Source organism: Embleya sp. NPDC001921 (assembly GCF_053594475.1).
Genome location: NZ_JBSFEO010000072.1, coordinates 1 through 26,433, shown reverse-complemented (window position 1 = coordinate 26,433; position 26,433 = coordinate 1). Strand labels below are relative to the sequence as shown.

Genomic DNA, 26,433 nt, shown 5'->3' with positions numbered 1-26,433 from the left:
CGGCGTCGCAGCGGGGATCGACCTGCGGGCGGGGCGTTGACGCCGGGCGAGAAGTTTTGTACGGACCTGCCACTGCCAATCCGTTCGAAATCACGGACATTGTAGGCAGTATGGTATTTCCTCGATTATTCACGGCTCGGAGGCGAAGGCGAAGGTGAACTCATGACGAGACTTGTGGCGTGGGTGCCGCGATTGACGGTTGGACTGGCGGTTGTTCATTTCGCGTACGCGCTGGCCGTGGACGATTACGTTTGGCCGCAGATGGTTCGCGACGGCCTTCTGGCAACTGCCGACGACCATGATTCGGTGGACTATCACCAGCGGGAATCCACGCTGTGGTTCTCTGTGGCAGGGATTCTCCTGCTGGCGTTGGGCACGCTCGGTCGGCACTGCCTGCGCACCACCGGTCGCCTCCCCGTGCAGATCGGGTGGTATCTGATGGCGAGCGGAGTGCTCTTGTCGGTCGTGGAGTTCCCGGTGACGGGCGGCTGGCTCGTTGCCGGGATAGGCATCCTGGCGCTGGCGGCGTCTCGGCGATCCGGTCCGGTTCCAGCAGCTCGTCCGGGTCGGAGCGGAAGGTGCTGAACATCTCGCGCGGCAGCGCCATGCGCCATGTACTCCACCTCACTTCACCCCGGGAGTACGCAACCGTATAACCGGACCATCCTCGTCTTATACGCTACCGTATATATGAACGGAGACGGCGATGCCAGCCGCTTGCGTCACGTTTTGATATGCGGTGTCCGGGCGCTCGAGGATGTCTTGCCGATGAAGCTTCCCGACGCCGCGTATACCGATCAGCCATGGCGCATCCACGAACTCACCCGCGACTTCCGGGTGGAGGACGTGTGGGCGTTCCGCACGCCCGGAGCCGGACCGGGCGTCTTTCCCACCATGCTCGCCGCGATGCGCGCGGCCGGCGGACTCGCGAAACAGACCGGGCCGGTCCGGTTCTTGTTCGCGGTGCCTGGAAACTCGGTGCCCTGCTCGGCTGGGAAGCCCGAGACCGGCATCGCGGCACGGGTTCCCTCCCTGCGCGACCGTCTGTCCGCCGACCTGTGCGAAGCCCCGGGCCCCGAGTCCGACCGGGTTCCCCTCATGCCCGTGTACGAACTCGACACCGACTGCGCCCGCGAGTTGGCGAACAAGACCGTCCACACGGCCTCGTCACGCGCCTTCCGCGCGGCGGCGCCGTCGAGTTCGCCGTCGCTCTCGAGTCGGGGCCGGTGATCGCGGCGACCGGTTTCCTTGTCGGCGGCGCGGGTGCGACAGCCCTGGCCCTTGTGGTGGGACCTGTGGTCGGGTCCCGTGCTCTGGACAGGGTCGCGGCCTCGATATGTGGACGCGCGCCGGCGGTGCGCAGGCATGGGGCCGGGATCGGAACGTCATCCTGGGGGGTGCGGTGCTCGACACCGGCGACATTCAAGTCTTCCTCGGCCTGGACGTGGGCGAATCCGACCACGACGGCCACGGCCTCAGCGACATGGGCCGACGCGTTGTGTTTCGCCCACGCCTGGCTGCTCTCGCGCGATCGGCTGAGGACGACGGCGAACGCCTCGGGGGCGCGGCGGTGCGGTCGGTCCCGTGGTGCCGGAGACGATCGTCGTGGAGCGGGGGAAGGTGCTCGTGTCGGGGGCGTTCGCCGCGGGCCGTGGGGCGTTGGGGGTCAGCGTGCGGCCGGCTCCGGCGTCGGGGGGTGGACCGCGATGGCGATCTTGCCGCGTGGGCGTTTGCGGCCCTCGGCGGCAGGGCCGCCTTCCAGCAGCGTGTGGGCCTGTGCGATGTCGGCCAGTGGTAGCACGGCGCCGATCACCGGCCGGAGTTCGCCCTGGTCGACCAGCCGACCGAGGGCTTCGAGCTTCGCCCGGCCGGGGCTGACGAAGAGGAAGTGGTAGGTCGCGTTCACGCCCCACGCGGCGAGCAGGTTCTGGGGTTCGGGGATGTCCACGATGGACACCACGCGGCCTCGGTCGGCGAGGACCTCCGGGCTGCGGGCGAGGGTGTCCCCGCCCACCGTGTCCAGCACCACGTCCACACCACCCAGCGCGCGGACCCGCGGCGCGTAGTCGCCGGCCGAGAAGTCGATCGCGAGGTCGGCTCCCAGTCCGGTGACGAACTCGTGGTCCCTTGCCCGCGCGGTGGTCACCACCTCGGCTCCCAGCGCGGCGGCGACCTGGACGGCGACCGAGCCGACCCCGCCCGCTCCGCCGTGCACCAGGACCCGTTCCCCGGCCCGCACCCCGGCGCGTTCGACCAGCGCCTCCCATACCGTCACGCCCACGAGCGCGAGAGCTGCGGCCTCAACGTGCGACAACCGTGCGGGCTTGCGGGCTACCAGGGCCTGGTCGACCACGTGGAACTCGGCGTAGGTTCCCTGTCCGGCGAATATCGGCGCCAGGTACCAGACCTCGTCGCCCGGCCGGAAGTCGCCTGCCCCGGGGCCGGTGGCGACCACCACGCCGGACACGTCGTTGCCGATCACCGCGGGCAGCGCCACCTGGTCGCGGTAGTCGCCGCGCCGGGTCTGCAGGTCGAGCGGGTTCACGGACGTGGCCAGCACGCGCACCAGCACCTGGCCGGGTCCGGGAGTGGGCCTGGGCAGTTCTCTGGTGGCGAACGCGGTGTCCGCGTCACCGAAGCGGACGAGTTCCATCACACGCATCGAAGTCGGCATGCGGCGACCTTAGATCGACGTATTGCGAATCGTCAATATGTATGTGCGTTACGATCACCGCATGTTCTCGGAGGCGGAGTTGGTGGCTGTGTTCCGGGCCCTGTCCAACCCGACCCGCCGTCAGATGCTGGTCTGGCTCAAGGACCCGATGAGTTTCCCCGGCCAGGAGCGCGACGACGTCGAGATCGGCGTCTGCGTGACCGACATCGCGCAGCGCACGGGCCTGGGACAGTCGACCACCTCGCAGTACCTCGCGATACTGCGGCAAGCGGGACTGGTGGTCGCCACCCGGCGGGGCAAGTGGACCTACTACCGCCGCGACGAAGCGAACATCACCCGTCTGCTGGAGACCCTGCGCGACGTGTTCTAGATCCGGGGTTGCGTGAGGTCCCGGAAGTGCCGGTGGCGCGGCGGCGGTGGGCGGGTGCGGCGCGGCGGGGTGGCGCGGGGTGGAGTGGATCCCGGGGAGGTGTTCGGCATCGCGGGCGGGGTGCCGGTGGTGGGAGTCGGCGCCAACCCGGGAGCGGGAACAGGGATGGCTGCGGCGGCTCCACGCGGCCGCGGGCGGGGACGCCGGGGGCGATGCGAGTGGTGGAGGCTGGTCGGGCGGGACGCGGTCGTCTTCCCCGAGGTGGTCGCGGTGACGGACGCGCACTGCTCGATCCGGTGTTGGTGGTGTGCCGGGCCGCGTGCTGCGGGGGGACGTGGTCGTGCCCGGTCCGCGGCCGGCGGACCGGTACGTCTGCCTGGGGCATGGGGCGTGCGCACGACGCAGGTGGCGCCCGACCACGGATGGGGCTGCCCGTCCGCGAAGCCGTCGCACCCCACCCGTCCCCCGAGCCGGGGCGAACCGCCGGGCTCACGCCCGCAATGCGGTCCACACCCAGGCGCCACCGACGCGTACGTACAGGCGCGTGTTGGTGGTGTCGACGGCCATCGTGCCGTCGAGCGGCGGGTATTGGAACGACGCGTCGGTGACCGGGCCCGTGACCAGGCGCAGCGGTGGGTTCGGCTGGTTGCGGGTGGGGATGGCGCCGCTCGCCTGTCCGCCGGTGTTGCCGTACGAGTTCTCGACGCGGAAGTCGCCGGTGGAGCTCTGCTCGTAGTAGATGTGTGTGCCGACGGGCTTGATCCCGTACATGCCGTTGACGTTGCGCAGAACGCCGGTCTGGCCTTTCGCCGAGTACAGGATCACACCGGAGTTGACGGTTGCCGTCGTGCCGCACGCGATGAGGGTGTTCTCCAGCGCGCTCGCGGACGGAGCCCAGTCGATGATGTTTTGGGGAGTGCCGTATCCGGTGGCGAAGTTGCCCGCGTACGCGTAGATGTTGCCGGCGAATACGTGTCGGCAGGACGCGTCGACCTTCAGGTGCGGCCCGCCCTTCATCGCGGACGTCTCGAACTTGCAGTCGGTGATGTGGATTCCGTTGGGGTTGTTGGTCCTCGCGGTGCCTTGGGTGACCCACAGCGCGCCGGTCCCGAAGTTCTCCAGGCGGCAGCCGATCAGGTGGACCTGGTTGACGTTGTCGTTGCTGTAGCCCCACTCCTGGGCGTTCGCGGCCGAGGAGTTCCGCAGCCAGACGTTGGGGTGTTGCCTGCTGTCCGCGGGGCCGGTGCAGGATTCCACGACCATGTTGTAGAACCGCGAGTCCCACAGTTCGACGGCGTCCACGGCGATGTCCGAGTTGCTCGTCAGATACACGTCGCGGACGTAGGTGTTGTTGCTGTAGTAGAGCTCGAGCAGCAGGCCCGTCCTGCCGTTTCCGCTGAGGCCGAGGTCCTCGACCGCGCAGTAGCGACGGTGCGTGGCGCCTTTCGCGTCGAGCGAGGGGCCGGTGCCGGAGATCCGCAGAAGGATGCCGTCTGCCTTCTTGACGAGCATGGCGGCCTTGCTCCCCGCGCCGACCAGGCGTACGCCGTCGCCGCCCACGGACAGCGCGGCGGCGGGCTTGCCGGCGACCGGCCTGGGCGTCACCAGGTATCGGCCCGCCGGGAAGTAGACCGTGCCGCCCGCCCGGGCCGCGGCGTCGATCGCCGATTGGATGGCCGTGGTGTCGTCCGCGACGCCGTCGCCGATCGCGCCGTGCACCTTGACGTCGTACCAGTCCACGGCGTTGCCCGCCGCGGTCGCCGAGTCCGACGTGGTCGCCACGAGCGCGACCCCCGCCGCGCCCGCCGTCACCGCGCCGGCCAGGAACGCCCGACGGCCTCCGGCTCCCCGCTGCCGCCCCGTTCCGTTGGACGAGTGCTCACCGCTCATTGCCATACCCCCGTGAATCGCCTGACTTCGGGGGATGATGCCAGGCCGCGTTCTCTCCCGTTGTATCCGCGCGAACCGGCCACGCGGGCCCGCGTGTTCGGGACACATCGAGTATTCGGTCGACGTCGTCACGGCGCCGGGAACCGACGGGCCCGAACGCCGGACCGGCCGATTTTCCACCGATGTGCCGGAGGGCGGCGGCATCGAGCGCGTGAGCGGGCGCGTCCACCTGACGAGGCCGCCGGACGAGGCCACCCGGGCCACCGAGCCCGCGTTCCCGCGTTCCCGCAAACTGACGGCAGGTCATCATCGAGCCCGCGTTCCCGCGTTCCCGCAAACTGACGGCAGGTCATCACCGAGCCCGCGAACCCTCCGAGTGACGGTCCCGTGTGCGCCTCCTGCGACGAACGGGGTCTGCGCCGAGGCGAATCCCCCGTGACAGCGCCGAACGGCTGCGGGGGCCGTGGCCGCCACGCCCGCCGCCGGCGCGCCGTTGACTGTCGTCGGCGGCGGCGGCGTTCTACGGGGTGTGGGGACGAGCGAATCCGGACTGGTGGCTCGGGTGGTCCGGGGCTTGCGGCACATGCGGGGTGGTGGATTCGCCGCGAGGTCGGCGGTGGCCTCGGGGCCGGGTGTTGGTCAGGAGGGTGTCGAGGGCGTCCCGGGATGCCTCCAACGCCGCCATCGACGCGTTGATCCGGGCTCGCTGTTGCTTGAGTCGCTCGACCAGTCCCGGGCAACTGGACGGGACGGGGTGTCCGCCGTCGTCGTGGACGCAGTGCAGGACGCGGCCGATGACCGCGGTCGGCAGGCCGGCCGCCAGGAGCAGGCGGATATGGCGCACCACGGCGACGTCGGAGGCCGCGTACTCCCGGAAACCGTTCGCCGACCGCAGCGGACGGAGCAGGCCCTGTTCCTCGTAGTAGCGCAGCAATCTGCGGCTCACACCGGCCTCTTCGGCCAGTTCCCCGATACGCATGAGACTCCCTCGACGCTGTCGGTGACGCCACACCGCCCGCCCTCGCGATCGGGCGTCGTGGACGATGGCGAAACGGCGTGCGCCGCTCGCGGATTCCCGACCGCGACGCCTCGACTCGGTCCGAGTCCGCGTGTGTGCGACTCCCCTGGGCCCGGGACGCGTTTCGAGGTGGGCGACCGGCACGCGGCGCGTCGACCCGGCGCAGGACTTGACCTTCACATCGGTGTGACGATCTAGCGTCCCGCGTGACGAACCTCCGCGAGGGCGGGGGAGCACGAAGGGAGACGGCGATGCCGGGAGTGATCATCATCGGCGCGGGGCCGGGGATCGGTGGGGCGGTCGCGCGGAGATTCGCGGCCGAGGGGATGCCGATCGCGCTCGTCGCGCGCACGCGCGCGTCGCTGGACACGGTCGCCGCGTCGATCGCCGACCACGACGTTCCCGTGACGCGGTGGTCGGCGGACGTCGCGGACGAGAGCGCGCTGCGCGCGGCGATCGACGCGGCGATCGACGCCATGGGGTCGCCCGATGTCGTCGTCTACAACGCCGCGATCATCCGCTCGGACACACCCGGGCAACTCACGACGCTCGAACACGGCCGCACCTGGGCGGTCAACGTCCTCGGCGCCTTGACCGCCGCCACCCACACCGCCTCCGCCCTCGCCGAACGCGGCGGTACCTTCATCGTCACCGGCGGCATGCCCGAGCCCAAGGCCGACTACGTCAGCCTCTCGCTCGGCAAGGTCGGGCTGCGGGCCCTGGTCACGATGCTGGACCAGACATACGGCCCCGACGGCGTACACGTCGCCGGCGTCACCGTCGCGGGACCGGTCGCCCCCGGTACCGCCTTCGATCCCGACGACATCGCCGAACACTATTGGCGGCTGCACCGCCAACCGCGGTCCGCGTGGCAGCGCGAGGTCGTCCACGACGGACGCACCGACGAACGCACCGACACGGGCCACCGCGTCGGGGGCGATCGGGCCGGAGGAACCGCCACCACACCCGACACCGACCGCGACGCGCCCGCACGTGTCGTCGGCGACTGGCTGGACCGCTTCCGCATCGCCTTCGACGCACACCGCGTCGGCGACATCACCGAACTGTTCCACCCCCAAGCCCTGTTCCAGGGCATCGACGTCGAAGCGGCCTTCGGCCGGGACGCCATCGGTGACTACTACGCGTCCGTCGTCCCCGGGACCACGGCAACGCCACGGCTCCTGCACGCGCACCGACTGGACGACCGGACGGTGACGGCGCTGGCCGACGTGGACTTCTCCCCACCCACCGGGGACGCGGTCCCGGTGCGCGTGTCCATCGTCGCCCACCGCGTCCCCGGCGGCTGGATCGCGCGGCACTACCACGCGGCCCGGCGGGTCACGACGGGACCACATCCCTCCTGACACGGGCATCCCGTCCGGCCTCGGAGGCGAGGTCGGGCGGGAAGTCCGACGCGTGGTCGGGCGCGAAGTCGGTACGAGACGAACCGGTCTCGACAACTCGTATGTGCGGCCCGACGGGAGCGCGGTGCGCGCCGACGACACGCACGGCGGCGCGCTCCGCCCGATGGGCTGAACTGCTCGACGGCGCGCCGGTCGGTGGCGACGGGCCTGCCTGCGCAGCGTCGGGTTGCGTTGCGGGTTGAGGGCGCGTTGCCGTGGATGTCTCGCAGCCGGTGGTGCCCGCGGTGTGGGTCGCTGAGCGCTTGAGGGGTCCGCGCCGGGTTCGTCCGGGATCAGGGCGCCCGGCGCCGGGTTGTGGGTCAGGGTGGGGGCCGGGGTGGGGGCGTGGGCGGAGGCCGGGGCCGAGGCGGATAAGATGATCTTGGATTTCCTTCGCCCCGTGGTTCCGTGCGTCCGAGACAGGCAGACGATGATCGAACGAATTCTGCCTCCCGGAACCGTCGTCGCGGAGGCGTTCGGCGATCCGCCGGGGCCTGCCCTGTTTCCCGAGGAGGAGGCGATGCTCCCGGACAAGACCGCCCCGGGACGGCGCAGGGAGTTCACGACCGCCCGAGGATGCGCCCATCGCGCTCTGGCCGAACTCGGATGTGCGCCCGCACCGTTGCTCAAGGGTCCGAGCGGGGCGCCTTTGTGGCCGGACGAGGTGACCGGCGCGATCACTCACACCGACGGATACCGCGGCGTCGTGGTGGCGCGAGTGGCAGACATCCTCAGCATCGGGATCGACGCCCAGGCCGGGCGGATCCAGGAGACGACGTATCCAGTCATGGGGCGGCCGGCGGAACTGCGCCGACTGGCCAAGCTTCAAGCCGAGCGACCCGAAGTACCCTGGGACCGCGTCCTGTTCAGCGCCAAGGAGGCGGCGTACAAGGCGTGGCATCCGCTCACCGGGATCTATGTGGGCTTTCGGGGAGCGGACGTGCTGATCGACCCGGATCGAGGGACGTTCCGGGTGAACGTGCTCAACGCCGTCGGCCCCAAGGTGAACGGCCGTCCACTGACCGGCGTTTCGGGACAATGGATGGTGGAGGACGATCTGGTCCTCACGGCGGCGAGCGTGATCAACTCCGACCGATACCGCCCCGGGGCACGCGCCGAGGGTACGTCCGTGGCCGTCCTCGCCGGCCGTGGCTGGTCACCCGCGAGGGCGACCTCCGGTCATGTACGCCCTGCCCCCGCGCCCCGGATGCCGCGCTCGCTCACCCCGCATTCCCGGCACCCGGCGAGCGCTCCGGCGGCGATCCCTCGCACGGACGTCCAGCGCGGCGTGCAGATGTAGGCGGAGGCCGTCGGGCGCGCTCGCACTCCTTCGAGGATCCGGCCGCGCCCCCACAGTGCCCGCCGCACCCGCACATTGCCGGCCGCGCCCGCGCAGTGTCGTGCCGACCGGTTTCGCGGCTGCGGGATCGCCGGCGAACGCATGCGTGTCGGCGGAAACGCCGCCGGGCGAGTCCTTGGGCGGTGGGAACGGCGCCCCTTCCACATTTGGGTGGGCGAACTCGTGCGAAGCCGGACGCCGGCCGGGCGGCGTCGACCGCCGCATTCGGCTCTCGGGTGGGGGCTCTCCCCCTGCTGCCTTCCGGTTGGCGGCGCGGCCCGGATCTTGACGATCATCGGTGTCGACTGCGAGCATCGGCGACATGCAGACGCGACCGGTACTCACGCGGCGACGCCATGTCGACCTCTCGCGTGTCTCCAGCGCCTGCTGTTGCGCCGAGGCCTGATCCCGGGTTCGACCCCGCAGGCCCGCCCCCCTTTCCCGCGCCCTCGTCCACCGGTGGACGGCGGTGGTCGCGCGATCACCGCAGCGCCTGAAAGCTGCGTCCGGCGCACCCGGCCCATCCGATGTGCCCGTTGCGTGCGTCGCGTACGTCGCGTTCAGGGGTGGCATCGGTGTACCGAGGATGTCGGCAGCATCCGCGATCGGCGTTATCCGCAACGGGAGTTCCGCATGCCGGCGCCTGCCGACGACCGCGTCTTCTTCGCGATCGTGCGCTCCGAACCGCGGGCCTGAGCGTTCACGACGACGACGGGGACGAACCTCGGCCGGCGCCTCACCGAGAGCGGCAGCTTCACCCCTCGACGGGGTGCACGCGGCGCGGTCCTCGGCGGTCGGCCACGGCGCGCCCCGCCCCGACCCGACCCGCACGTACAACACCCTCACTGTGCCGACGATCCAAGACGATCCAAGCGGAGTCTTCCCGTGCCCCTCACCTTTCACTGGTTTCTGCCCACCAACGGCGACAGCCGGCATGTCGTCGGCGGCGGCCACGGGGCCCCGGTCACCACCTCCGGGCGGGACCGGCCGCCGACGGTCGCGTACCTGAGCCAGATCGCCCGCGCCGCCGAGGATCTCGGCTTCGTCGGGGCGCTCACCCCCACCGGAGCCTGGTGCGAGGACGCCTGGTTGACCACCGCGATGGTCGCCCAGCACAGTGCGCGGCTGAAGTTCCTGGTCGCGTTCCGGCCCGGGTTCGTCTCGCCGACACTGGCCGCGCAGATGGCATCCACCTTTCAACGCCACACCCGTGGACGGCTGTTGCTCAATGTCGTCACCGGAGGCGAGAGCCAGGAGCAGCGTGCCTACGGCGACTTCCTCGACAAGGACGACCGCTACCGGCGTACCGGTGAGTTCCTGGAGATCGTGCGCGGCCTGTGGGCGGGCAAGACCGTCGACGTGCGCGGCGACCACCTCCGGGTCGAGGCCGCGGCGCTGGCCCGGGTCCCGGATCCGGTGCCCGAGGTGTACTTCGGCGGTTCCTCGGCTATCGCCGGGGAGGTCGCGGCCCGACACGTGGACGTGTACCTCACCTGGGGCGAGCCGCCGTCCCGGGTCGCGGAGAAGATCGCGTGGATCCGCGGGCTGGCGGCGGAACACGGGCGCGTGCTGCGCTTCGGCATCCGCCTGCACGTGATCACCCGCGACACCTCGGCACAGGCGTGGGCGGAGGCGGAGCGGCTGTTGGCCGGTTTCGATCCCGAAACGGTGAGATCCGTACAGGCGGGCCTGGCCCGCAGCGAGTCGGAGGGGCAGCGACGGATGCTGGCACTGCACGGCGGCGGCAACCGGGACGGCTTGGAGATCCATCCCAATCTGTGGGCCGGGATCGGGCTGGTGCGCGGGGGCGCGGGCACGGCGCTGGTCGGCAGCCACGCCGAGGTCGTCGAACTGATCAAGGAGTACGCGGCGTTGGGGATCGAGGAGTTCGTGCTCTCCGGCTATCCGCATCTGGAGGAGGCGTACTGGTTCGGGGAGGGGGTGCTGCCGAGGCTGGCCGCGGAGGGCCTGTGGCGGCACCCGGACGAGGAACGGGCGGGCGTGGCCGGGGACGTTCCGTAGGGGGACGTTGCCGTAGGCGGTGAAGGGGAAACCCGTCCGGACCTGCCCGATGTGCGTGTGCCGCCGAACCCGGGTGCCGCCGATGGGGCATGGGCGTATCCGCCCGCGCACGGCATGTGGTGCTCGCGCCATCGGTATTGGGCCGGTGTGCCTCGGCTGCCGGGCTCCTCGACACCGGTGCGCTCGACGCGATCGGCGTTCCGTCGCCGGCCGTGGTCGGAGAAATCCGCTTGACCCCTGGCGCCCGCACGTTCGAGGGTTCACGCATGACGACCACACTCCGTCTCGAGAAGATCACCCCTGGCAACTTCGATGAGGCCGTTGGCCTGCGGGTACGCCCGGATCAGGCGCATCTGGTCGCTCCGGTGGTGAAGTCGCTCGCCGAGGCGTACGTGCATCCGGATACGGCCTGGCCTCGTCTGATCCTTGACGGCGACCGGGCCGTCGGGTTCCTCATGGCGTTTTTCGACATCGACATGGCGTTCTTCGACGACGAACCGGCCGAAGACCGGAACCGGGTCGGGGCCGCGGGGGACGGAGGCGGGGACACGGGCGGGGGCGCGAAAGCGGTCGATCTGCGTTCGGGTCTGTGGCGGCTGAACATCGCGGCCGGGGAACAACGCCGCGGATACGGCCGGTTCGCGGTCGCGTCCGTGGCCGACGAGATCCGACGCCGCGGCGGCACCCGCCTGACGACCAGTTGGCACCCCGGCGACGACGGACCGGAGGGCTTCTACCTGAGGCTGGGCTTCCGGCCGACGGGAGAAACCAGCGGAGACGAACGGATAGGCGAACTCGACCTGTCCTGAGCCCCCGTCCACCGGACCTCGAAGCCCCCACCCGGCGGGGGTCGAAATCCCGACCCTCGCGCCTCGAAGTCCCGACCCTCCCCGGGGTTCGGAACCCCGACCTTGCGGACGGGTCCCGGCGACTGCGACACCGACACGAAGCGGCCCTCGTACGGACGAGGCCGCCCCTCTCTTGTGGAAGCCCCGACGGCGCGAGTCCGCTGGACGGTCCCGGCGACTGCGACTCCGACACCGACACCGACGGCCTCCACACGAACGGGCCCGCTCCCCTTGTCGAAACGGCCTCGACGACGCGAACGACGCGACAAGGTGCCCGGGGGGTGTGGGGCACGGCGGCGTAACGTCGGGCCTGCCGGAGTCCCCGGCGCCTGTCGCTCGGAACGATCACCGCGCGTGTGGGTGTGAACGCCCTTGGTCCGGGGGGAATGCGTTGCGCGACCGCGCGGACGTGGTTGGCGGCGACGGGGTCTGGACGACAGCGGCGGCGTTCTTGACGCGTCGGGCGAAGCGCGGCGCCCGGGAACATCCCCACCGACAGCGCCGCAGCCTGCCACGACCGCCTCCCCCCTCGGGGGATGACCGGCGCGCGGCCCACGAGCCGGATTGCCCGCCGGCAAGGGCCCGTTCCCACCTCCGGGACCCGGCCCCGGACACGAAGGGACCGGAAGCGCCGGGCAGCCGGCGCACGGCCTCTTCCCCCGCCACCGCCGGATCGACGAGGCCCCCTCGCCCGTGCCCTCGGCGCTGACGGTGTATCGGCCCTTTCGGGCGGCGGCTCGATCACCGTGGGCTCCGGATGCGGAGGAGGCGGGCACCGTGTCGACGATCCGGCCATGGGGATCCTCCGGCAGGCCCCGGGGCATCGCGGTGGGTCGCGCGGGAGGTCGTCACAGGGCACCCGGCCCCATCGAAATCCTCGCCCGCCGGTTCGACGGCTGCGAACCGGCCGCCACGATGCGCGCGGCGATCAGCGATGGCCGCGTCGACGGGATCGAACGAGTGTGAGACGTCCGGCACACAGGTGGAGGCGGTCGGGTGCGGTCGGGTCCGGTCGTTACGAACTCGGCCGCCAACCGGCCGGGGGCTTCGTCGCAGCGGCCGCGAGATCGACTTCATTCACCCCCACGCTTCGCCTCCCCAGTGTGCCGAAGGAGGCCCACCCGTGAGCAGGAGGCCCCCCGGGACGAAGCCGGTCGTCGATGTGCGGCTCCGCGCTGCGGTGCCTTCGGCGGCGTCGGTGAGGCGCGGGGCGGGGCGGGCGCGGGGGTGACGGCGACACCGGTGACGACCTTGGTGGTGGTGTCAGGGGATGTGCCGATACAGCGGTGCCGTCGGCGTTGGCATCGACGGTGAGGCGCGGGCCGGGAAGGGTCGGGTGGGCGCGTGGCGGCGGCGCGTGGCGGCATTGCCTCGCGCTGTCTTGGATGACGATGTCGAGACTGCCGGTGAGTGAGGCGGTGTGGGACGGGACGAGTGGAACCGGCGCGGCGCGGGGCGGGGTGGGGTGGGTGAGCTGGGGTCGGGTGGGCGTGAGTGGCAGCGGTGGCGTAGTTGCGGCGCGGCGGCCGGGGTGTGCGGTTCGCGGTATCGGGCGGTGCGGGCTGTGCCGGGGACGGGCAGCGCGTTTGGGTGATCTGCGGTCCGTGTTGATCGACCGGCGGGTCGCACTCGGTGTGCACGTCGCCGACGGGGCTCGCACAGCCCGCACGGGCGGGGTGCTCCCAGCGATACCGGCGCCCGTTCCTCCGGGGCGGCCCTCCTTCGCCTCGGTGTGCTCCGGGAGTTTGGGGGGTGGGGTTGGCCGCGAGTCTGCGGTGGGTGGGGCGGCGTTGTCGGCGATGTGTTCGGGCGTGGGTTCATCGGGAATCGGTGATGTCGGCCTTGTTGTCGGGGAGTTCGGGGGCCTCGATGTCCGGTGGTCGGGATCGGTTGACCTTTTGGTGTGAGCCGCTGCAAAGCGTTTGAAGTCGGGCATCTATCATCATCATCCGTTTCCGGTTCCCCGGAACGTCGAGCCGGGGAAGGCGGCGATTGCGCACGGCGTCATCGGCCCGAACCGCTCGGACATCCGAGTCGGTACAGGGCGGTGGATCGCGGTGGATCGGCAGTCGGAAGCGAAGGCCACGCCTCCCGAGGTGGACAGCGAGAGGCTTGCGCTGGTGCTTCGTGACACCTATGCGAAGCCGGGTACGTCGACGTGGAGAGGCAACGGCAAGGCGTCGGCGGCCCTCGCCCACGAACTCGGCACGGGGGAGCGCACCGGCAACGACCGCTTCCACGCGGTCGACGTCGCCGACCTCCTCGGCCGGTATCACAAGCTGCTGCGCCACGACCGTACGCTCACCGAACGCGACCACCTGGTCGCCGTCACCGAGTCCACCGAGTTGTGGAGCGCGCTTCAGGCACCCGACGAAGCCGGCGCGATCACCCGGTGGTTGCTCGGGAATCCCGCACGAGTGCGTACCGTCCTGGACGTCGCCGACCGGGTCCGGCGCGATCCCGACCTGGCTCCGGCCACCGGATCCCGGTTCGAGGCTTCCCCGTACGGCAGGCGCACCCTGATCGCCGCCGCACCGCTGCGGGGACTGCTCCGAGACCTGGGGGCCGCGAGGAGAGGTCGCGGAGCGGCGCCGCCGGCCACTGCCGGTCTCGATCCCACCCGTATCGCGGCTGCCGGCCGGCCGACGTCGAGCCGCTCCCCCATCGAACCCGGCGACGGCCGCCCGGGCCCGGCCGCCGCCCCGGCGCAGCCCCATCGGAGGCGGGAGCGCCCCGGGCCGGAACCGGGATCCTGACCCGAACCCGGCTCCACCGACCCACCAGCACCATGAGCGCGAGGCCGCAGGATGACACGATCCCGATACGAATACGGACGAACCCGGCCCGCATCCGGTCGGCTGTTCAATCGGCTCTGGCGCGCGTGCCCCGCGGCTCGGCCCCACCTGGACCGACTGGCACACGAGGCCGGGCTCGACGCCACGCCGGCGGAGCGTGCGATCCCCGGTTCGGTCACGCTTGGGCTCAACCCGTACAGCGTGTTGTCCGAGGCCTTCTTCTGGCCCGTCCTGGCTCCGGCCGCCCGCACCGGTGACGTCGCGCGACTACCCGCGCTCGCCGCGATCGTGGAAGCACTGCTCGCGTCCCCGGACGAGGACGTCCGGGACGCGACCCACATCCGCGTCGTCACCCCGCTGTCGCTGGACCCCGAACTGTGGCCTCGTTTCCGGCCGTTCGCCGGCCCGCAGCTCATCGCCGCCGTCCGCGCCGCAGAACCGAACCCACGCCGTGCCGAACCCGTCTGAGCCGGAACCGTGTTCCTCTTCGGCCGTTCTCCGGCCGCGACGCCTGCTTGCCCTTCACACCCGAGGACCAAGGCCACACGGCGCCCGACTCGCTTGAGGACGAATCCCACATCCGGACCGACCAGACGGTTGCCCGGATGCAACCGTGACGGCGCAGACAGCCCCCGGCAGCGTGATCGTCGCCGGCCACCGCCGCGACGGCGATGGTGGCACGGTCGTCGTCGAGGATCGTCCGGTCGGGCGCGGCCCATCTCGTGACGATCCGTCAGGACCGGATACGGGCCTGGCGTACCGGCCTTGTCGTACGCGCCTGTCGCGACGGCGTCGGATCTGCCTCGGTGGGGACCGACATCCCGGCCCCGCCGAGTAGTTCACTCGGCGAGGTGGCGCAGGACCGAGTGCATCGCGGTCTGCACGGCGACGCGCGCCTCCTCCGTGTGGTCGATCGTCTCGAAGCCGTGGTGGCCGAGCGGTACATCGACCACCTCGATGTCGGCCCCCGCCGCCTCCGCCACCGACAGGAACCGCGCCACGGTCGCGGCGATCGCCTCGTGCTCCAACTCCACGCGGGTGAGCACGATCGGCAGCCCGCCCGCCGCACTCACCGCGTCCGCCGGACGGAACCGCGAGTCCCCCAACCCCCAGTTCGGCAGCGGCGCCAACACCGGGTAGCTCGCCGCCAAGCAGCGCAACCACCCGGGGGGAGCCGCGAGCCAGTCCGTCGTCAGCAGGCCGCCGCCCGAGAAGAACCACAGGGCGACGCGCTCGCCGTCGACGCGCGGATGCTCGCGTACCCGCTCGATCGCCTCCACGACGTCGGCGGCGGACCGCTCGAAGTCCTCGAGACCGTGCAGCCGGTGCTCCACCGTCGCACCGACCACCCCCAGACTCGCCGCGAGTCGGGCATGGCCCACCAGGCCCGGCCAGTCGCGCGGCGTCGGCAGCGCGTCCGGGGGCACCGGGCCGCCGTGCACGAACACGACTGCGGGACGCGGGGAATCGTCGTCCGGCAGATGCAGGTCGACGACACCGGTCCGCTCGCGCGGGCACGGCGGAACGTCGAGGAGGAACGGCCGCCGATGCGCCGGCTCCTCGTGCGTCGCGGCACTCATCACGTACCCCTCGCCCGAGGCCGCACCCATGAGCACCGTCGCGAGTTCGTCGGGGGCGGACACCATCGGCCAATGCCCGGTGGCCAGTTCGAAGAAGGTCACGCGGCGGTCGACGAGGGCCCTGAGGCGGGCATCACCGAGACTGGCGAGTGATTCGAGCAGGGCGATGTCCGTACCGCTGGAGGTGCACAACACGCCGGTCGTCGGGAGTTCGTCGACCGCGCCGGAGAGCCGGAGGGGTTGTCCGAGCGTCCCCTCCGGATGCGGTGCCGCCGACCGGGTCATCGCCGCCAACGCCTCCGGCGCGAGACCCTCCGTACTGCCCCACATCTGCCACTCGTCGGACGACGGTGCGGGCAGCCGCGTGTCCACCTCTCCGGGGGTCCGCTCCTTGTACCGCTCCGACAGCCCGTCGCGGACGCCCTGGAGCGGCACGAGCGCGAGCGCCGCATCGCCGTTGCTCGGCATGCCCGCGTCCAGGTACACCACCCGCGCGATACGGTCGGGCCGCCGGTCGGCCGCGCCCAGCACCGGATGGATGCCGTAGTCGTGCCCCACGAGAACCACCTCGCCCGCGTCGACGTGCTCCATCACCTGCAGTACGTCCTCGATATGCGTCTCCAGGTCCGTGCCCGGGCCCGCGAGGTGGCGGCGGTCGCCGAGACCGGTCAATGTCACCGCGTGCACCTCCGCCCCCTCCCGCCGCAACCGCGCGGCCGTCTGCCGCCAGATCCAGCCGCCCGTGAAAGGACCCGACACCAGGACGAATGCCGTCATGACCTTCTCCCTCCGTACAGTCGCACCATTGCGACACCGCGACACCGCGACACCGCGACACCGCGTCGCCGCGCACCCGGCCCGATCGGCCGTCCGCGCTGGTGGGTACGGTAGGAACTCCCCTTGAGGGAGGTTTAAGTGTCGTCTCCGCAGCGGCCCCCGATCACGCCGTCGCCACCGTCTTCGCGCTCGTACTCGCTCTTGCCCTCACCCTCGCGCTCGCCCTCGTCCGCATCTTCGTCGGCCGATGGTCTGCGCAGCATCGGGGAACTCGCGGAACAGGCCGGCGTCACCGTCAAGACCGTGCGCTACTACTCCGACCACGGCCTGCTGCCCGAGGCGTGCCGCAGCGCGGGCGGTCACCGCCGCTACGCACCCCAGGCATTCGAACGCCTCCGCCTCATCCGCTCGCTGCGCGGCCTCGACCTCCCCCTCCCCGCGATCCGTCGCATCCTCGACCGCGACGGCGCCCCCGGCGATGTCGACGAGGACGCCCTCGACGACGCCGTCGCCGGTCACCTGCGCGAACTCGGCTCGCAGATGTCCGCGCTCCGCTGGCGCGAGGCCGCCCTCCTGCTGCTCCGCGACGCCGCCCCCGACGAACGCGCCGACCGGCTCCGCCTCGTCGGCGCCATCGCCACGCCACCCGACACCACCGCCATGGCGCGCTTCTGGCGCCGCTGGCTCCCCGCGCGGCTCCCGGCCCGCGTCACGGCGACGATCATCGACCACGCGGTGCCGCAGCCCCCCGACAACCCGACACCGGAACAGGTCCTGGCGTTCGCCCGACTGCACGCGTTCGTCACCGGCAACTGCCCCGGGGACAACCTCGACGCGTGCCAACCCGCCGTACACCGGCCCGCGGAGGGCTATCGGCCGGCGGTGCTCTACGACGGCCTGGTCGCCGCGTACGCGCTGGCATCGACACACCTGCGGGCGCGGCGGACACCGGAGCCGGGCGAGGCCCTGGACTGCTTCGTCGACGCGTACGCCACGTCACGCGGCACCGGCGACACGGCGACCTTCCGCCGCGTCCTGCACGGCCAACTCGCCTCGGACCCGCGCGTCGACCACTACTGGCAGCAGGTGGCCGCAATCCGTACGCCCTGCTCCGGCGTGTCGGAGCCCACACCCGGCGCCACACACGACTGGCTCACCGAGGCCCTCGCCGCCGACATCGATCTCTCGGCCGCCTGAGAGCCGGGCCGGGCCGGGCCGAGCTGCGCCCGGAAGTCGCGCAGGGATGCCGAGTTGAAGCTTGCGTTGCGAACGTCTGGCGCGCAAGTGCCGCGCGTTGCAACGGACTTCTCCGAAGATCGCCGACCCCCGGTTTCGGGCGCTCCACGGGAACGGCTGGCTTCTTCGAGGGCAGTCAACCGCCTTGTGCGCCAACGGCGTTGGGGCCGGCAGATTGCGCGATGTTATGGGCAGGTGTGATTACCCCGGGGATTGGGCCACCGGCTACTTTGGTGCCGTCCGATCGGAGCTGTACGGGAACGTCCCGCTCGAGGGTGGTTGGTTCGGACTCCGCGGCGGCGCTCGTCTTCCGGTTTCATGCCACTTCCGCCCCGTCGAGGAGACGCATGTCCCGCCGTGCCCGTCCCCGTCCTCGCTCGTTACCCGTCGTCCTGGCAACCGCCGTGGTCACCACGCTCGTCGCGCTCGTCGCGCTGGGTCCGGCCGGACCCGCCGGTGCGGCCGGCTCGCCGCGGTCCGGCGCCGTTCCCTCGCCCACCGCGCCCCATCGGGGAGTCGTCGCGCAGACCGGCTCCGACGCGCCGACTCTCGGGCGGGACGCGGCCGTTCGGGCCTTCGTCGAGCAGCGCGCCGAGCTGCGCGCGGCGCTCGCCGGCGACTCCGCGGGCACGCCGGAGCACGCCGTGCCGGCAGACGCGGGCGCGAGCCTCGCGCCGACACACAATTTCTGGGGCGTCTTCCCGCAGCCGGGCACGCACGACGGGATCACCGCCACGCACAGCGTGGATCCCTCCTACAAGGTCACCAACTCGCAGAACTTCACCTACGCCCCGACCACCAAGGCGCACAACTCGTGCATGGAGGTGGTCACCGCCTACTGGAGCCTGGGCGCCGAGATATGGGCATGGGACTGGTGCGGCACGAGCGGTCCCGCCAAGACCCTGAAGGTGAACGCCGACTTCCTGGCCAAGTACACCACCACCGCCAACGGAATCACGTCCTACAGCGTGCAGTTGAGCAAGGACGCCACCTCCGGCAACGCGTGGTCGTCGTATCTGTACAACTACCGCACACAGGCCTGGGAACTGCTGTTCTGCTCCTCCGGCACCGATCAGAGCCGGCTCGCCTACGGCTGGGACATCTTCGAGATCTACGCCACGGTCAACCCCGCCACCGGCAAGGGCTACTTCTGCACCGAGGCCCGCAACACCGCCTTCGACAGCGCCGACATCAAACTCCGCAGGGCCGGCGCGTGGCAACTCGCCACCCCCGCCGACTCCCCCTGGACCAGCACCAGCCCGCGCGGCAGCGACTTCCTGTGCCCGACGCTGACCTTCACCCGCGCCGCACCCAACCACCACTGGACCGTGCACCCCTGACGACCACCCCAACCACCGCGTCACGACCGGACATCGAAACCACGACCCTCGGCCGGGGTCGGAGTACGCGTCGCGGTCGGGTGAGGACGGCGCACCAGGGAGCATCCGCGTCCTCGACGGTTGCTTCGGGTCTACCTGGCGCCGCCGGCGTTCCCGGGGGCGGCGTTCCCGGGGGCGGCGCTCGCGGGACGCTGTCGATGCGGGTGTGGGCGTGGTTGTGGTTGTGGTTGTGGGTGTGGATGCGGGTGTGGGTGTGGACGCGGGCGTGACCGGCGGGTCTGCGGCAGGGGCAACTGGTTTGCGTCTGCGGCTCCTTCATCGGTGGCAGAGTGCGCAAGAGGCCCTTCCGGCGTACCGGAAGGGCCTGTCACCTGCTCGAAGGTCGGGGTGGTGGGCGGGGATTGGTGACCTCTTCGTCCTGACTGAATGGGTCCGGATGGGTCCGGCGGTAGTGGCCTCGGGCGGCTGGGTGGGAGGGGGTCAGACGTGGGCCATCGGGCGGGACTCGACGGGGACGTGGCCGGTGACGTCGCGGGGCGCGGGCTTGCGCAGGCCCAGGGCGGCCAGGGCGGTGAGGGCGATGCCGCCGACGGCGATGAGTACGGCGGTGCGCAGGCCGTCGGTGGTCGCGGAGCGCAGGGCGTCGCCGGTGAGGCCGTCGAGGTTCGCGTTGGCGACCGCGACCAGGAGTGCGAGGCCGACCGCGCCGCCGATCTGCTGGCTGGTGGACGCGACGCCGGACGCGATGCCCTGGTCCTGGGCCGGCACACCGAGCGCGGCGGCGCCGAACATCAGCGTGTAGCCGGCGCCCTGGCCGACGCCGAGCACGATCAGGCCCGGCACCAGTGCGAGGTAGGACGCGTCGGCCGACATGGTCAGCGCGACCAGGACGGCGCCGGTGCCGCCGACCGCCAACGCGCCGATCAAGATCGGGCGGATGCCGTACCGCGTGGCCAGGCGCCCGGCGGTCTGGGAGCCGGTCGCGATGGCGACCATCGGGACCAGGAACGCCAGGCCGGTGGTCATCGGACCGTAGCCGTGCACACCCTGGAAGTAGACCGTCAGGAAGTACAGCAGCGTGCCGAAGGTACCCATGTACAGGAACGTGATGACGGTGCCGGTGCTCAGGTTGCGGTTGCGGAACAGCCGCAGTGGCAACAGTGGTTGGGTGCTGCGCAGTTCGACGGCGACGAAGGCGGCGAGCAGGACGACGCCGGCGAATGCGGCGCCGAGCACGAGCGGGGAGGTCCAGCCTGATTCGGGGCCCTGGACGAGGGTGAAGACCAGCGCGGTGATGCCGATCGTCGAGGTGAGCGCGCCCGCCAGGTCGAACGACACGCGTTCGCCGGTGTGCGGTGCGTCGGGGGCGATCAGGCGGAACGCGAGCAGGGCCGCGACCGAGGCGAGCGGAACGTTGACGTAGAAGACCGACTCCCAGCCGAACGTGTCCGTGAGGACTCCGCCGAGGAGCGAGCCCAGAATCATGCCGCTGCCGCCGGCCGTGCCCCACACCGCGAACGCCCGGTTGCGCTCCTTGCCTTCGGCGAAGCTCGTGGACACCAGTGTCAGCGTCGCGGGGAACAGGAACGCGCCGCCGATCCCCTGGATGGCCCGGGCGGCGATCAGTGTGCCCGGGTCGGCGGCCAGGCCGCCGAGCAGCGATGAGAGGGCGTACAGGCTCAGGCCGAGGGCGAACATCCGGCGCGGCCCGAACAGGTCGCTCGCCCGGCCGCCGAGCAGCAGGAATCCGCCGAACGCGACGGCGTACGCGCTGATCACCCACTGCAGGTTCTGCGCCGAGAAGCCGAGTCCGTCACCGATCTGCGGCAGCGCGACGTAGACGATGTTGTAGTCGATCGAGATGATCAACTGGGCGAACGCCAGCAGGGCGAGGGTCGCTCCGAGGCGGCGGCGCGGCGGTGCGGTGGTGGGCGTGGGCGGGTTTTCGGGCATGGCGAAGACCGACTCTCTGAACGTGTGCGGGATGGCCGAGCGGGGGCGGGGGGTGCGGGGCGGGGGCGGCGAGGGTCAGCCGGCCGTGCCGTGTGCGGCGGCCTCGGCCAGGGAGGCCTGCCACTGGGGGCTCGCGAAGTAGTGGTTGTCGTACCGCAGCGAGCTGTCCTTGATGTCCTGGACGGTGGCCTCGCCGCGGTTGACCCGCTCGAGCAGCCGGTAGTAGTCGAAGCGGTGCAGGCCCGGCGTGAAGACCACGAGCATGTCGCCGGTCGCTCCCGGGGCCGGCGCGAAGGCGTGCGGCACGGTCGGCGGGACGGTCAGGAAGTCGCCCTTCTCCAGGGTCAGCACCTCGTCGCCGACCAGAATGCGCATCGTGCCGTCGAGGATGAGGAACATCTCGGTGGCCTTCGTGTGGAAGTGCGCGGGGGCGCCCGGCGAGCCCTTCTCGAACGTCGCGCGGTTCGCGGTCAGCGCCCCGCCGGTGGCACCGGCGTCGGCCAGCAACGTGATCAGACTGGTCGGGCCGTCCTGCAGCGCCTCGGCCTGCTCGGCGCGCACCAGGACGGGGGCGGCGGGGGTCTGGGCGGTCGTGTTCTTGCTCATGGCATGTACTCCCGGGTCAAGGCTTGGGGACCGGCCGCTCGGCCGTCCCGCTGCTGCGTGCAGAAGCAAATCTAGGAGCCGGAAAGACCCGTGAGGGTGTGCATTCACGCCCCGATTTCATGGGTCAATTCTGGGCTGGGTCGAGCGCTTGGAAGCTTGCGGCGCGTCGTCCGCTCTCGACGGGGACGACACTAAACAGAACCGTTCTGTTCGTCAACAGTACTGTTCAGTCTTGACACTGAACAGGGTTGTTTAGTTCACTCATGGGCATGGAGACCACCCAGATCACCGGCGCCCTGCGCTCGGTCGCCCGCGTCACGCGCCCCATCCACACGTACGAGGGCGCCGGCTTCCCGGTCCGCCGCCCCTTCCCCACCCCGGGGCTCCCCTTCGTCGACCCGTTCCTCATGGTCGATCAGGTCGGCCCGATCGAGGTCGGCCCCGGCGAGGCCAAGGGCGCCCCCGCGCACCCGCACCGCGGCTTCGAGACCATCCAGTACGTCATCGACGGCGACATCGCCAACGCCGACTCGCGCGGCCACAGCGCTCTCGTCGAGGCCGGCGGCGTGCAATGGCTCACCGCGGGCTCCGGCATCGTCCACGAGGCGCTGCCCGCACCCGAGTTCCTCGCCGCGGGCGGTCGCCAACACCTGCTGCAGATCTGGGTCAACCTGCCCGCCGCCCTCAAGTCCCTCCCCCCGCACAGCCAGAACGCCCAGGCCCGCGACATCCCCGTCGTCGCCACACCGGACGGCGCCGAACTCACCGTCATCGCCGGCACCACCCACGGCGCCACCGGCCCGTTCACAACCCACACCCCGGTACTGGTGGTCCACGCCCGTATCGCCACCGGCGGCCGCGCCGAGTTCACCGCGCCGCACGGGCACAACGCCATGCTGTACGTGATGACCGGCGAGGCCGCGAGCACCGGCACGCCGCTCCCGGACGGCCACCTCGCGCTGCTCGACCACGACGGCGAGCGCTTCGCCGTCGAGGCTCCCGACGGCCCGGCCGAGGTACTGGTGCTCGCCGGCGAACCGATCGGCGAACCCGTCGCCCGCAGCGGCCCCTTCGTGATGAACACCACCGCCGAACTCCGGCGGGCGGAAAAGGACTACAGCCTCGGACTGATGGGTTCGATGGCGCCCTGACACCACACACGAACCCGCGGTCCGCCACCTGCGGGCCGCCCGCCGCGGGCAGCGGTCCGACGCGGCGCAGCCGGCGCAGGCAGGCGCGGCGCGGCGCGAGCCGGCGCGGCGGACGCCGTGGGCTTTGCCGACTGAACGGTTCAGTTCCTAGACTGAACCGTTCCGGCCAGTCCCTCACCGCACGCCCGCAACGCCGCACGACTCCCACCCGAAAGGGCACCCCACATGACCGCCGCCACCCCCGATGCCACCGACGACTACGGCATCCCGATCATCCCGGACCCCGACGACGCCGCCGTGCGCAAGCGCCACGCGATCATCGACGCGGCGCTCGCCGAATTCCTCGCCGAGGGATACACCGCGGCCAGGATCGACACCATCACCGCCCGCTCCGGCGTCTCCAAAGCCACCATCTACAAGCACTTCGGCAGCAAGGAACGCCTCTTCCTCGCCGTCGTCGGCGGCCTGCTGCCGAGGACGTACGCCGACCTCGCGCCGACCCGGACCAGCATCCTCCAGGCCCCCGACCTGCGCGACGCGCTGATCCGGCTCACCACCGACTGGGCCCGCATCCTGCTGCGCCCGGACATCATGTCGCTGCGCCGCCTGGTCATCGGCGAGCTCGAACGCTTCCCGCAGCTCGGCCGGCTCTGGTACCAGGTCAGCTACGACATGAACAACGGCCCGCTCGTCGAAGCCGTCACCGAATTGAACGCCCGCGGCACGCTCGACGCCCCCGACCCCGGACTCGCGGTCAAGCAGTTGGTCGCCGTCACCCTCGGCGTCCCACAACTGGTGCACACCTTCACCCCGAGCACGGACATCGACGAGGCGGAACTCGCCGAGATGATCGCCTCGGGCGTCGACCTCTTCCTCGCCCGCTACGCCACCACGACGACGCACTGACAGCCGCTGCACCGCAACCGCACTTCACCGCACCGCACCCCCACACCCCCGCACCCCACCGGCGTGCTTCCGATCCACCGACACCCTCGTACCGCCGGGTGCGAGGGTGTCGGTGGATCCGGGCTTGGGCCGGTCCTCACGGCCGGATCGATGACCGACAACCGGCCCGGTCCGGAACGACCCGGGAGCGCGGCGGCGGACACCCGGATATCCCGGCAATCACCGGAATCGGTGCGGACCTCGGCGCGGGCCGGCCTGCGCCGGCCCACCCACGCCGAAAGCCCCGGCACCCCGACCACCATCCCAAGATCAAAAGCCATATCGGGAGGAATTTCTCAGGGTCGCCGAAAAGGATTGTCGTGAGGGCCGAGCAGGAGTGGGACCTCGCATTGCATTACTTCAAATGCCGCGAATTCAGGAATGGCGGAAAGTGCCGCGCGGGAGACGGTCAAGGCATCTGATTCCGCATCGGCCAGAGTCGGGGATATCATGAAGAGTCCGATAATTACCGAGTTTCCTTGATTGTGAACGACGACGTGCTCCACTTCGATTTTGCAAGAATTTTGCATGATCAGGCACTTCAGTCGTGTGATATTGATGCTGCCGGACGAGTGGTTGGCAGTCTCGAGAATTGTGACGTGAACGAGGTACATGCGGTATTCCGTGGGTGGCTGGGAGGTTGGCCCGAAAGGATCACCGGGGGACATCGGGCGGCGTGTGGGGGCAAGCCGCCGGTGGGGTGAGTCGAGTTGGCGACTGGTGTGGGGGAAAGATGCTGGATCAGCTCGGAATCGACAGTGCGACAGAAATCGTCTACAGGGCGATGCTGGCTCGTCCGGACCTGGGTGTCCTGGGCCTCGCCGCGAACACCGGCCTGACGGAGGACATCGTCCGGTCCGGGCTCGATCGGCTCAGTGAGCTCGCTTTGGTACGACCTTCCTACGACAACGACGGACAGCTCCATGCGGTGGGACCCGAGCGTGGCATGGAACTGCTGCTGGCGCGCCAGCAGGAGGAACTGGCCGCGCTGCAGCACCAGGTCGAGCGGTCGAGGGTCGCCGCCGCCCGGCTGATCGCCGACTGTGCCGATTTACGGCCCGCCTCGCAAACCCCCGAAGTGGAACAGTTGGTCGGTCTCGACCGCATTCGCGAGCGGTTGGCGGAGCTGACGCGTGACGTCCGCTCGGAGGTCATGACCTTCGCGGCCGGGGGACCGCAGACGGCGGACAATCTGGAGGCTTCCAAGCCCCTCGACCGGGAGTTGCTCGGACGAGGGGTACGGCTGCGCGTCCTGTATCTGGACGCGGTGCGCAACAGCCAACCGTCGGTGGACTATGCGACGTGGTTCGGTGAACTCGGCGGACAGGTGCGAACGTTGCCGTCGCTGCCGGTGCGGATGATCATCGTGGATCGAGAGCTTGCCGTGGTGCCCACGGACGGGCAGAGCTCGGGTAAGGGCGCGGTGGTCCTGCACGGCGATGGCACGGTCACCGCGTTGTGCGCGCTCTTCGAGACGCTTTGGGCCGGTGCGGCGCCGTTCGGCAATGTGCCTACGCGGGACTTGCGGGGGTTGACCGCCCAGGAGGCCGAGGTGTTGCGCCTGCTCGGTCGAGGGCTGACGGACGAGGCGATCGCCAAGCGGCTGGGGGTCTCACCCCGGACCGCGCGACGGGTCGCCGCCGACCTGATGTCCTTGCTCGATGCTCGCAGCCGATTCGAAGCAGGTGCTCGGGCAGCGCAGAACGGCTGGCTGACACTGGAGCCCCTGGGTCCCCCGGCCACCTGACGGCCGGGGCGGTGGACGCCGAGTGCGTCGTCGACCGCCCGGCGGCTACTGCCAGCCCATGTTGTCGTCGTGCATCGCGGCGGACGGGACAGGAGTGGCGGTGCCGGTCGGCAGACCCGCGTCGTCGGCGTGGGCCGCGCCGGCCAGGGAGACCAGCGTCAGTGTCGCCGAGGCGACCAGTCCGAGGACGGCACCCGCGGCGGTCCTCGTCGTGTTGGTGCGCTTCATGGCAGTTCCCTCACGTCTCGAAGTGCGTTCGATGTCGTAGCCGGAGGGCATCCCGCGGTGACGCTCTCCGGTCGGCCGGCGTTGTGCGTTCCGGCCTTGATAAGAGAATGTCGCCTGGTCAGAGGGGGTGACAGAGGTTGGCGCCGGCCGGAAGAGGCCCTGGCACAATCCGTCCACACCCCGGGTTTCGAGGCCGGTTCAGGACATGGGAGGGCTACCGGCGCGCGGCGGACCTGGTGCCGTGGGCCCGCGTGCACGCGACCGGCGGCGGCGCGGGATGGGGTGGGGCGGGGCGGACCGGCGTTCATGCCCCGACGGGCCACCGCGGCATCTGTCTCCGGGGTGGACGATCACCGCGGCACGCCGGCTTCGTGCGGCGCGCCCTGCGCCCGTGAAAGACCGGGTTCCATCGCAGTCGAAGGGCGGGGGTGGTGTTCCCCCGCCCTTCGGCGTGTGTGTGGTGTATGTGCCGCACCGTGTCGTGGCCGGTGGCCGGTGGCCGGTGTTGCGG

23 protein-coding genes are annotated in these 26,433 nt (G+C 71.0%); 15 read left to right on the top strand and 8 right to left on the bottom strand.

What is annotated here, in order from left to right; all coding sequences use genetic code 11:
* The first annotated feature begins 162 nt into the window (after positions 1 to 162).
* Both ACWCPW_RS47355 and ACWCPW_RS47350 read left to right on the top strand, forming a co-directional pair.
* Positions 163 to 585, top strand: coding sequence for a DUF6463 family protein (locus ACWCPW_RS47355; protein ID WP_449767847.1), 423 nt, complete (start codon positions 163 to 165; stop codon positions 583 to 585).
* Between the two features lie 183 nt (positions 586 to 768).
* Complete coding sequence (locus tag ACWCPW_RS47350; protein ID WP_449767846.1) at positions 769 to 1,230, top strand: hypothetical protein; 462 nt, start codon at positions 769 to 771, stop codon at positions 1,228 to 1,230.
* A 436-nt stretch (positions 1,231 to 1,666) separates the two neighbouring features.
* Here ACWCPW_RS47350 and ACWCPW_RS47345 read toward each other — a convergent pair whose 3' ends face one another.
* Positions 1,667 to 2,674: a zinc-binding dehydrogenase gene (locus tag ACWCPW_RS47345; RefSeq protein WP_449767845.1), complete on the bottom strand. Its 1,008-nt coding sequence runs from the start codon at positions 2,672 to 2,674 to the stop codon at positions 1,667 to 1,669.
* A 61-nt stretch (positions 2,675 to 2,735) separates the two neighbouring features.
* Between ACWCPW_RS47345 and ACWCPW_RS47340 the strand changes: the two genes are divergently transcribed.
* Positions 2,736 to 3,044 carry an ArsR/SmtB family transcription factor gene (locus ACWCPW_RS47340; RefSeq protein WP_449767844.1) on the top strand — a complete coding sequence of 103 codons (309 nt, stop codon included), beginning with the start codon at positions 2,736 to 2,738 and terminating at the stop codon, positions 3,042 to 3,044.
* A 489-nt stretch (positions 3,045 to 3,533) separates the two neighbouring features.
* Here ACWCPW_RS47340 and ACWCPW_RS47335 read toward each other — a convergent pair whose 3' ends face one another.
* Positions 3,534 to 4,934, bottom strand: a complete 1,401-nt coding sequence (locus ACWCPW_RS47335) for a glycosyl hydrolase family 28-related protein (RefSeq protein ID WP_449767843.1) — start codon at positions 4,932 to 4,934, stop codon at positions 3,534 to 3,536.
* A gap of 520 nt (positions 4,935 to 5,454) precedes the next feature.
* Positions 5,455 to 5,913 (bottom strand): MerR family transcriptional regulator, encoded by a 459-nt coding sequence (locus tag ACWCPW_RS47330; protein WP_449767842.1) that lies wholly within the window; start codon positions 5,911 to 5,913, stop codon positions 5,455 to 5,457.
* Positions 5,914 to 6,203: 290 nt separating this feature from the next.
* Between ACWCPW_RS47330 and ACWCPW_RS47325 the strand changes: the two genes are divergently transcribed.
* The 7 genes from ACWCPW_RS47325 to ACWCPW_RS47295 all read left to right on the top strand — a co-directional run bounded on the left by ACWCPW_RS47325 (position 6,204) and on the right by ACWCPW_RS47295 (position 14,827).
* Positions 6,204 to 7,316, top strand: a complete 1,113-nt coding sequence (locus tag ACWCPW_RS47325) for an SDR family NAD(P)-dependent oxidoreductase (protein ID WP_449767841.1) — start codon at positions 6,204 to 6,206, stop codon at positions 7,314 to 7,316.
* A 469-nt stretch (positions 7,317 to 7,785) separates the two neighbouring features.
* On the top strand, positions 7,786 to 8,655 hold the full coding sequence (locus ACWCPW_RS47320) for a 4'-phosphopantetheinyl transferase family protein (protein WP_449767840.1): 870 nt from the start codon (positions 7,786 to 7,788) through the stop codon (positions 8,653 to 8,655).
* A gap of 361 nt (positions 8,656 to 9,016) precedes the next feature.
* Entirely contained in the window at positions 9,017 to 9,100 is an 84-nt protein-coding gene (locus ACWCPW_RS47315; protein ID WP_449767861.1) for a putative leader peptide, read from the top strand.
* Positions 9,101 to 9,579: 479 nt separating this feature from the next.
* A complete protein-coding gene (locus ACWCPW_RS47310) occupies positions 9,580 to 10,716 on the top strand; it encodes an LLM class flavin-dependent oxidoreductase (protein ID WP_449767839.1) in 1,137 nt (378 codons plus the stop codon).
* Positions 10,717 to 10,982: 266 nt separating this feature from the next.
* On the top strand, positions 10,983 to 11,525 hold the full coding sequence (locus ACWCPW_RS47305) for a GNAT family N-acetyltransferase (protein WP_449767860.1): 543 nt from the start codon (positions 10,983 to 10,985) through the stop codon (positions 11,523 to 11,525).
* Positions 11,526 to 13,621: 2,096 nt separating this feature from the next.
* The gene (locus ACWCPW_RS47300) at positions 13,622 to 14,320 is read left to right on the top strand and encodes a hypothetical protein (RefSeq protein ID WP_449767838.1); all 699 of its coding nucleotides are present in this window, start codon (positions 13,622 to 13,624) and stop codon (positions 14,318 to 14,320) included.
* Positions 14,321 to 14,371: 51 nt separating this feature from the next.
* Entirely contained in the window at positions 14,372 to 14,827 is a 456-nt protein-coding gene (locus ACWCPW_RS47295) for a hypothetical protein (RefSeq protein ID WP_449767837.1), read from the top strand.
* Between the two features lie 371 nt (positions 14,828 to 15,198).
* On the opposite strand, the gene ACWCPW_RS47290 is transcribed toward ACWCPW_RS47295, so the two are convergent.
* Positions 15,199 to 16,716 carry an alpha/beta hydrolase gene (locus tag ACWCPW_RS47290; RefSeq protein WP_449767836.1) on the bottom strand — a complete coding sequence of 506 codons (1,518 nt, stop codon included), beginning with the start codon at positions 16,714 to 16,716 and terminating at the stop codon, positions 15,199 to 15,201.
* 201 nt (positions 16,717 to 16,917) lie between these two features.
* On the opposite strand from ACWCPW_RS47290, the gene ACWCPW_RS47285 reads away from it, so the two are divergent.
* The gene (locus ACWCPW_RS47285; protein ID WP_449767835.1) at positions 16,918 to 17,913 is read left to right on the top strand and encodes a MerR family transcriptional regulator; all 996 of its coding nucleotides are present in this window, start codon (positions 16,918 to 16,920) and stop codon (positions 17,911 to 17,913) included.
* Positions 17,914 to 18,299: 386 nt separating this feature from the next.
* Positions 18,300 to 19,292 (top strand): carbohydrate-binding protein, encoded by a 993-nt coding sequence (locus ACWCPW_RS47280; RefSeq protein WP_449767834.1) that lies wholly within the window; start codon positions 18,300 to 18,302, stop codon positions 19,290 to 19,292.
* Positions 19,293 to 19,772: 480 nt separating this feature from the next.
* On the opposite strand, the gene ACWCPW_RS47275 is transcribed toward ACWCPW_RS47280, so the two are convergent.
* Both ACWCPW_RS47275 and ACWCPW_RS47270 read right to left on the bottom strand, forming a co-directional pair.
* Positions 19,773 to 21,245 carry an MFS transporter gene (locus ACWCPW_RS47275; RefSeq protein ID WP_449767833.1) on the bottom strand — a complete coding sequence of 491 codons (1,473 nt, stop codon included), beginning with the start codon at positions 21,243 to 21,245 and terminating at the stop codon, positions 19,773 to 19,775.
* Between the two features lie 75 nt (positions 21,246 to 21,320).
* Positions 21,321 to 21,851 (bottom strand): cupin domain-containing protein, encoded by a 531-nt coding sequence (locus ACWCPW_RS47270; RefSeq protein WP_449767832.1) that lies wholly within the window; start codon positions 21,849 to 21,851, stop codon positions 21,321 to 21,323.
* 269 nt (positions 21,852 to 22,120) lie between these two features.
* Here ACWCPW_RS47270 and ACWCPW_RS47265 point away from each other — a divergent pair, with 269 nt between their 5' ends.
* Both ACWCPW_RS47265 and ACWCPW_RS47260 read left to right on the top strand, forming a co-directional pair.
* Complete coding sequence (locus tag ACWCPW_RS47265) at positions 22,121 to 23,002, top strand: pirin family protein (RefSeq protein ID WP_449767831.1); 882 nt, start codon at positions 22,121 to 22,123, stop codon at positions 23,000 to 23,002.
* A 225-nt stretch (positions 23,003 to 23,227) separates the two neighbouring features.
* A complete protein-coding gene (locus tag ACWCPW_RS47260) occupies positions 23,228 to 23,908 on the top strand; it encodes a TetR/AcrR family transcriptional regulator (protein WP_449767830.1) in 681 nt (226 codons plus the stop codon).
* A gap of 335 nt (positions 23,909 to 24,243) precedes the next feature.
* On the opposite strand, the gene ACWCPW_RS47255 is transcribed toward ACWCPW_RS47260, so the two are convergent.
* The gene (locus tag ACWCPW_RS47255; RefSeq protein ID WP_449767829.1) at positions 24,244 to 24,561 is read right to left on the bottom strand and encodes a hypothetical protein; all 318 of its coding nucleotides are present in this window, start codon (positions 24,559 to 24,561) and stop codon (positions 24,244 to 24,246) included.
* Between the two features lie 119 nt (positions 24,562 to 24,680).
* Between ACWCPW_RS47255 and ACWCPW_RS47250 the strand changes: the two genes are divergently transcribed.
* A complete protein-coding gene (locus tag ACWCPW_RS47250; protein ID WP_449767828.1) occupies positions 24,681 to 25,694 on the top strand; it encodes a LuxR C-terminal-related transcriptional regulator in 1,014 nt (337 codons plus the stop codon).
* 45 nt (positions 25,695 to 25,739) lie between these two features.
* Here the strand turns inward: ACWCPW_RS47250 and ACWCPW_RS47245 are convergent, their stop codons facing one another.
* The gene (locus tag ACWCPW_RS47245) at positions 25,740 to 25,922 is read right to left on the bottom strand and encodes a hypothetical protein (protein WP_449767827.1); all 183 of its coding nucleotides are present in this window, start codon (positions 25,920 to 25,922) and stop codon (positions 25,740 to 25,742) included.
* Positions 25,923 to 26,433 lie beyond the last annotated feature (511 nt).

Coding starts and splice junctions, on each gene's coding strand:
- ACWCPW_RS47355 (WP_449767847.1), top strand. CDS start 163: ATGACGAGACTTGTGGCGTGGGTGCCGCGATTGACGGTTGGACTGGCG.
- ACWCPW_RS47350 (WP_449767846.1), top strand. CDS start 769: ATGAAGCTTCCCGACGCCGCGTATACCGATCAGCCATGGCGCATCCAC.
- ACWCPW_RS47345 (WP_449767845.1), bottom strand. CDS start 2,674: ATGCCGACTTCGATGCGTGTGATGGAACTCGTCCGCTTCGGTGACGCG.
- ACWCPW_RS47340 (WP_449767844.1), top strand. CDS start 2,736: ATGTTCTCGGAGGCGGAGTTGGTGGCTGTGTTCCGGGCCCTGTCCAAC.
- ACWCPW_RS47335 (WP_449767843.1), bottom strand. CDS start 4,934: ATGAGCGGTGAGCACTCGTCCAACGGAACGGGGCGGCAGCGGGGAGCC.
- ACWCPW_RS47330 (WP_449767842.1), bottom strand. CDS start 5,913: ATGCGTATCGGGGAACTGGCCGAAGAGGCCGGTGTGAGCCGCAGATTG.
- ACWCPW_RS47325 (WP_449767841.1), top strand. CDS start 6,204: ATGCCGGGAGTGATCATCATCGGCGCGGGGCCGGGGATCGGTGGGGCG.
- ACWCPW_RS47320 (WP_449767840.1), top strand. CDS start 7,786: ATGATCGAACGAATTCTGCCTCCCGGAACCGTCGTCGCGGAGGCGTTC.
- ACWCPW_RS47315 (WP_449767861.1), top strand. CDS start 9,017: ATGCAGACGCGACCGGTACTCACGCGGCGACGCCATGTCGACCTCTCG.
- ACWCPW_RS47305 (WP_449767860.1), top strand. CDS start 10,983: ATGACGACCACACTCCGTCTCGAGAAGATCACCCCTGGCAACTTCGAT.
- ACWCPW_RS47295 (WP_449767837.1), top strand. CDS start 14,372: ATGACACGATCCCGATACGAATACGGACGAACCCGGCCCGCATCCGGT.
- ACWCPW_RS47290 (WP_449767836.1), bottom strand. CDS start 16,716: ATGACGGCATTCGTCCTGGTGTCGGGTCCTTTCACGGGCGGCTGGATC.
- ACWCPW_RS47280 (WP_449767834.1), top strand. CDS start 18,300: ATGTCCCGCCGTGCCCGTCCCCGTCCTCGCTCGTTACCCGTCGTCCTG.
- ACWCPW_RS47275 (WP_449767833.1), bottom strand. CDS start 21,245: ATGCCCGAAAACCCGCCCACGCCCACCACCGCACCGCCGCGCCGCCGC.
- ACWCPW_RS47270 (WP_449767832.1), bottom strand. CDS start 21,851: ATGAGCAAGAACACGACCGCCCAGACCCCCGCCGCCCCCGTCCTGGTG.
- ACWCPW_RS47265 (WP_449767831.1), top strand. CDS start 22,121: ATGGAGACCACCCAGATCACCGGCGCCCTGCGCTCGGTCGCCCGCGTC.
- ACWCPW_RS47260 (WP_449767830.1), top strand. CDS start 23,228: ATGACCGCCGCCACCCCCGATGCCACCGACGACTACGGCATCCCGATC.
- ACWCPW_RS47255 (WP_449767829.1), bottom strand. CDS start 24,561: ATGTACCTCGTTCACGTCACAATTCTCGAGACTGCCAACCACTCGTCC.
- ACWCPW_RS47250 (WP_449767828.1), top strand. CDS start 24,681: ATGCTGGATCAGCTCGGAATCGACAGTGCGACAGAAATCGTCTACAGG.
- ACWCPW_RS47245 (WP_449767827.1), bottom strand. CDS start 25,922: ATGAAGCGCACCAACACGACGAGGACCGCCGCGGGTGCCGTCCTCGGA.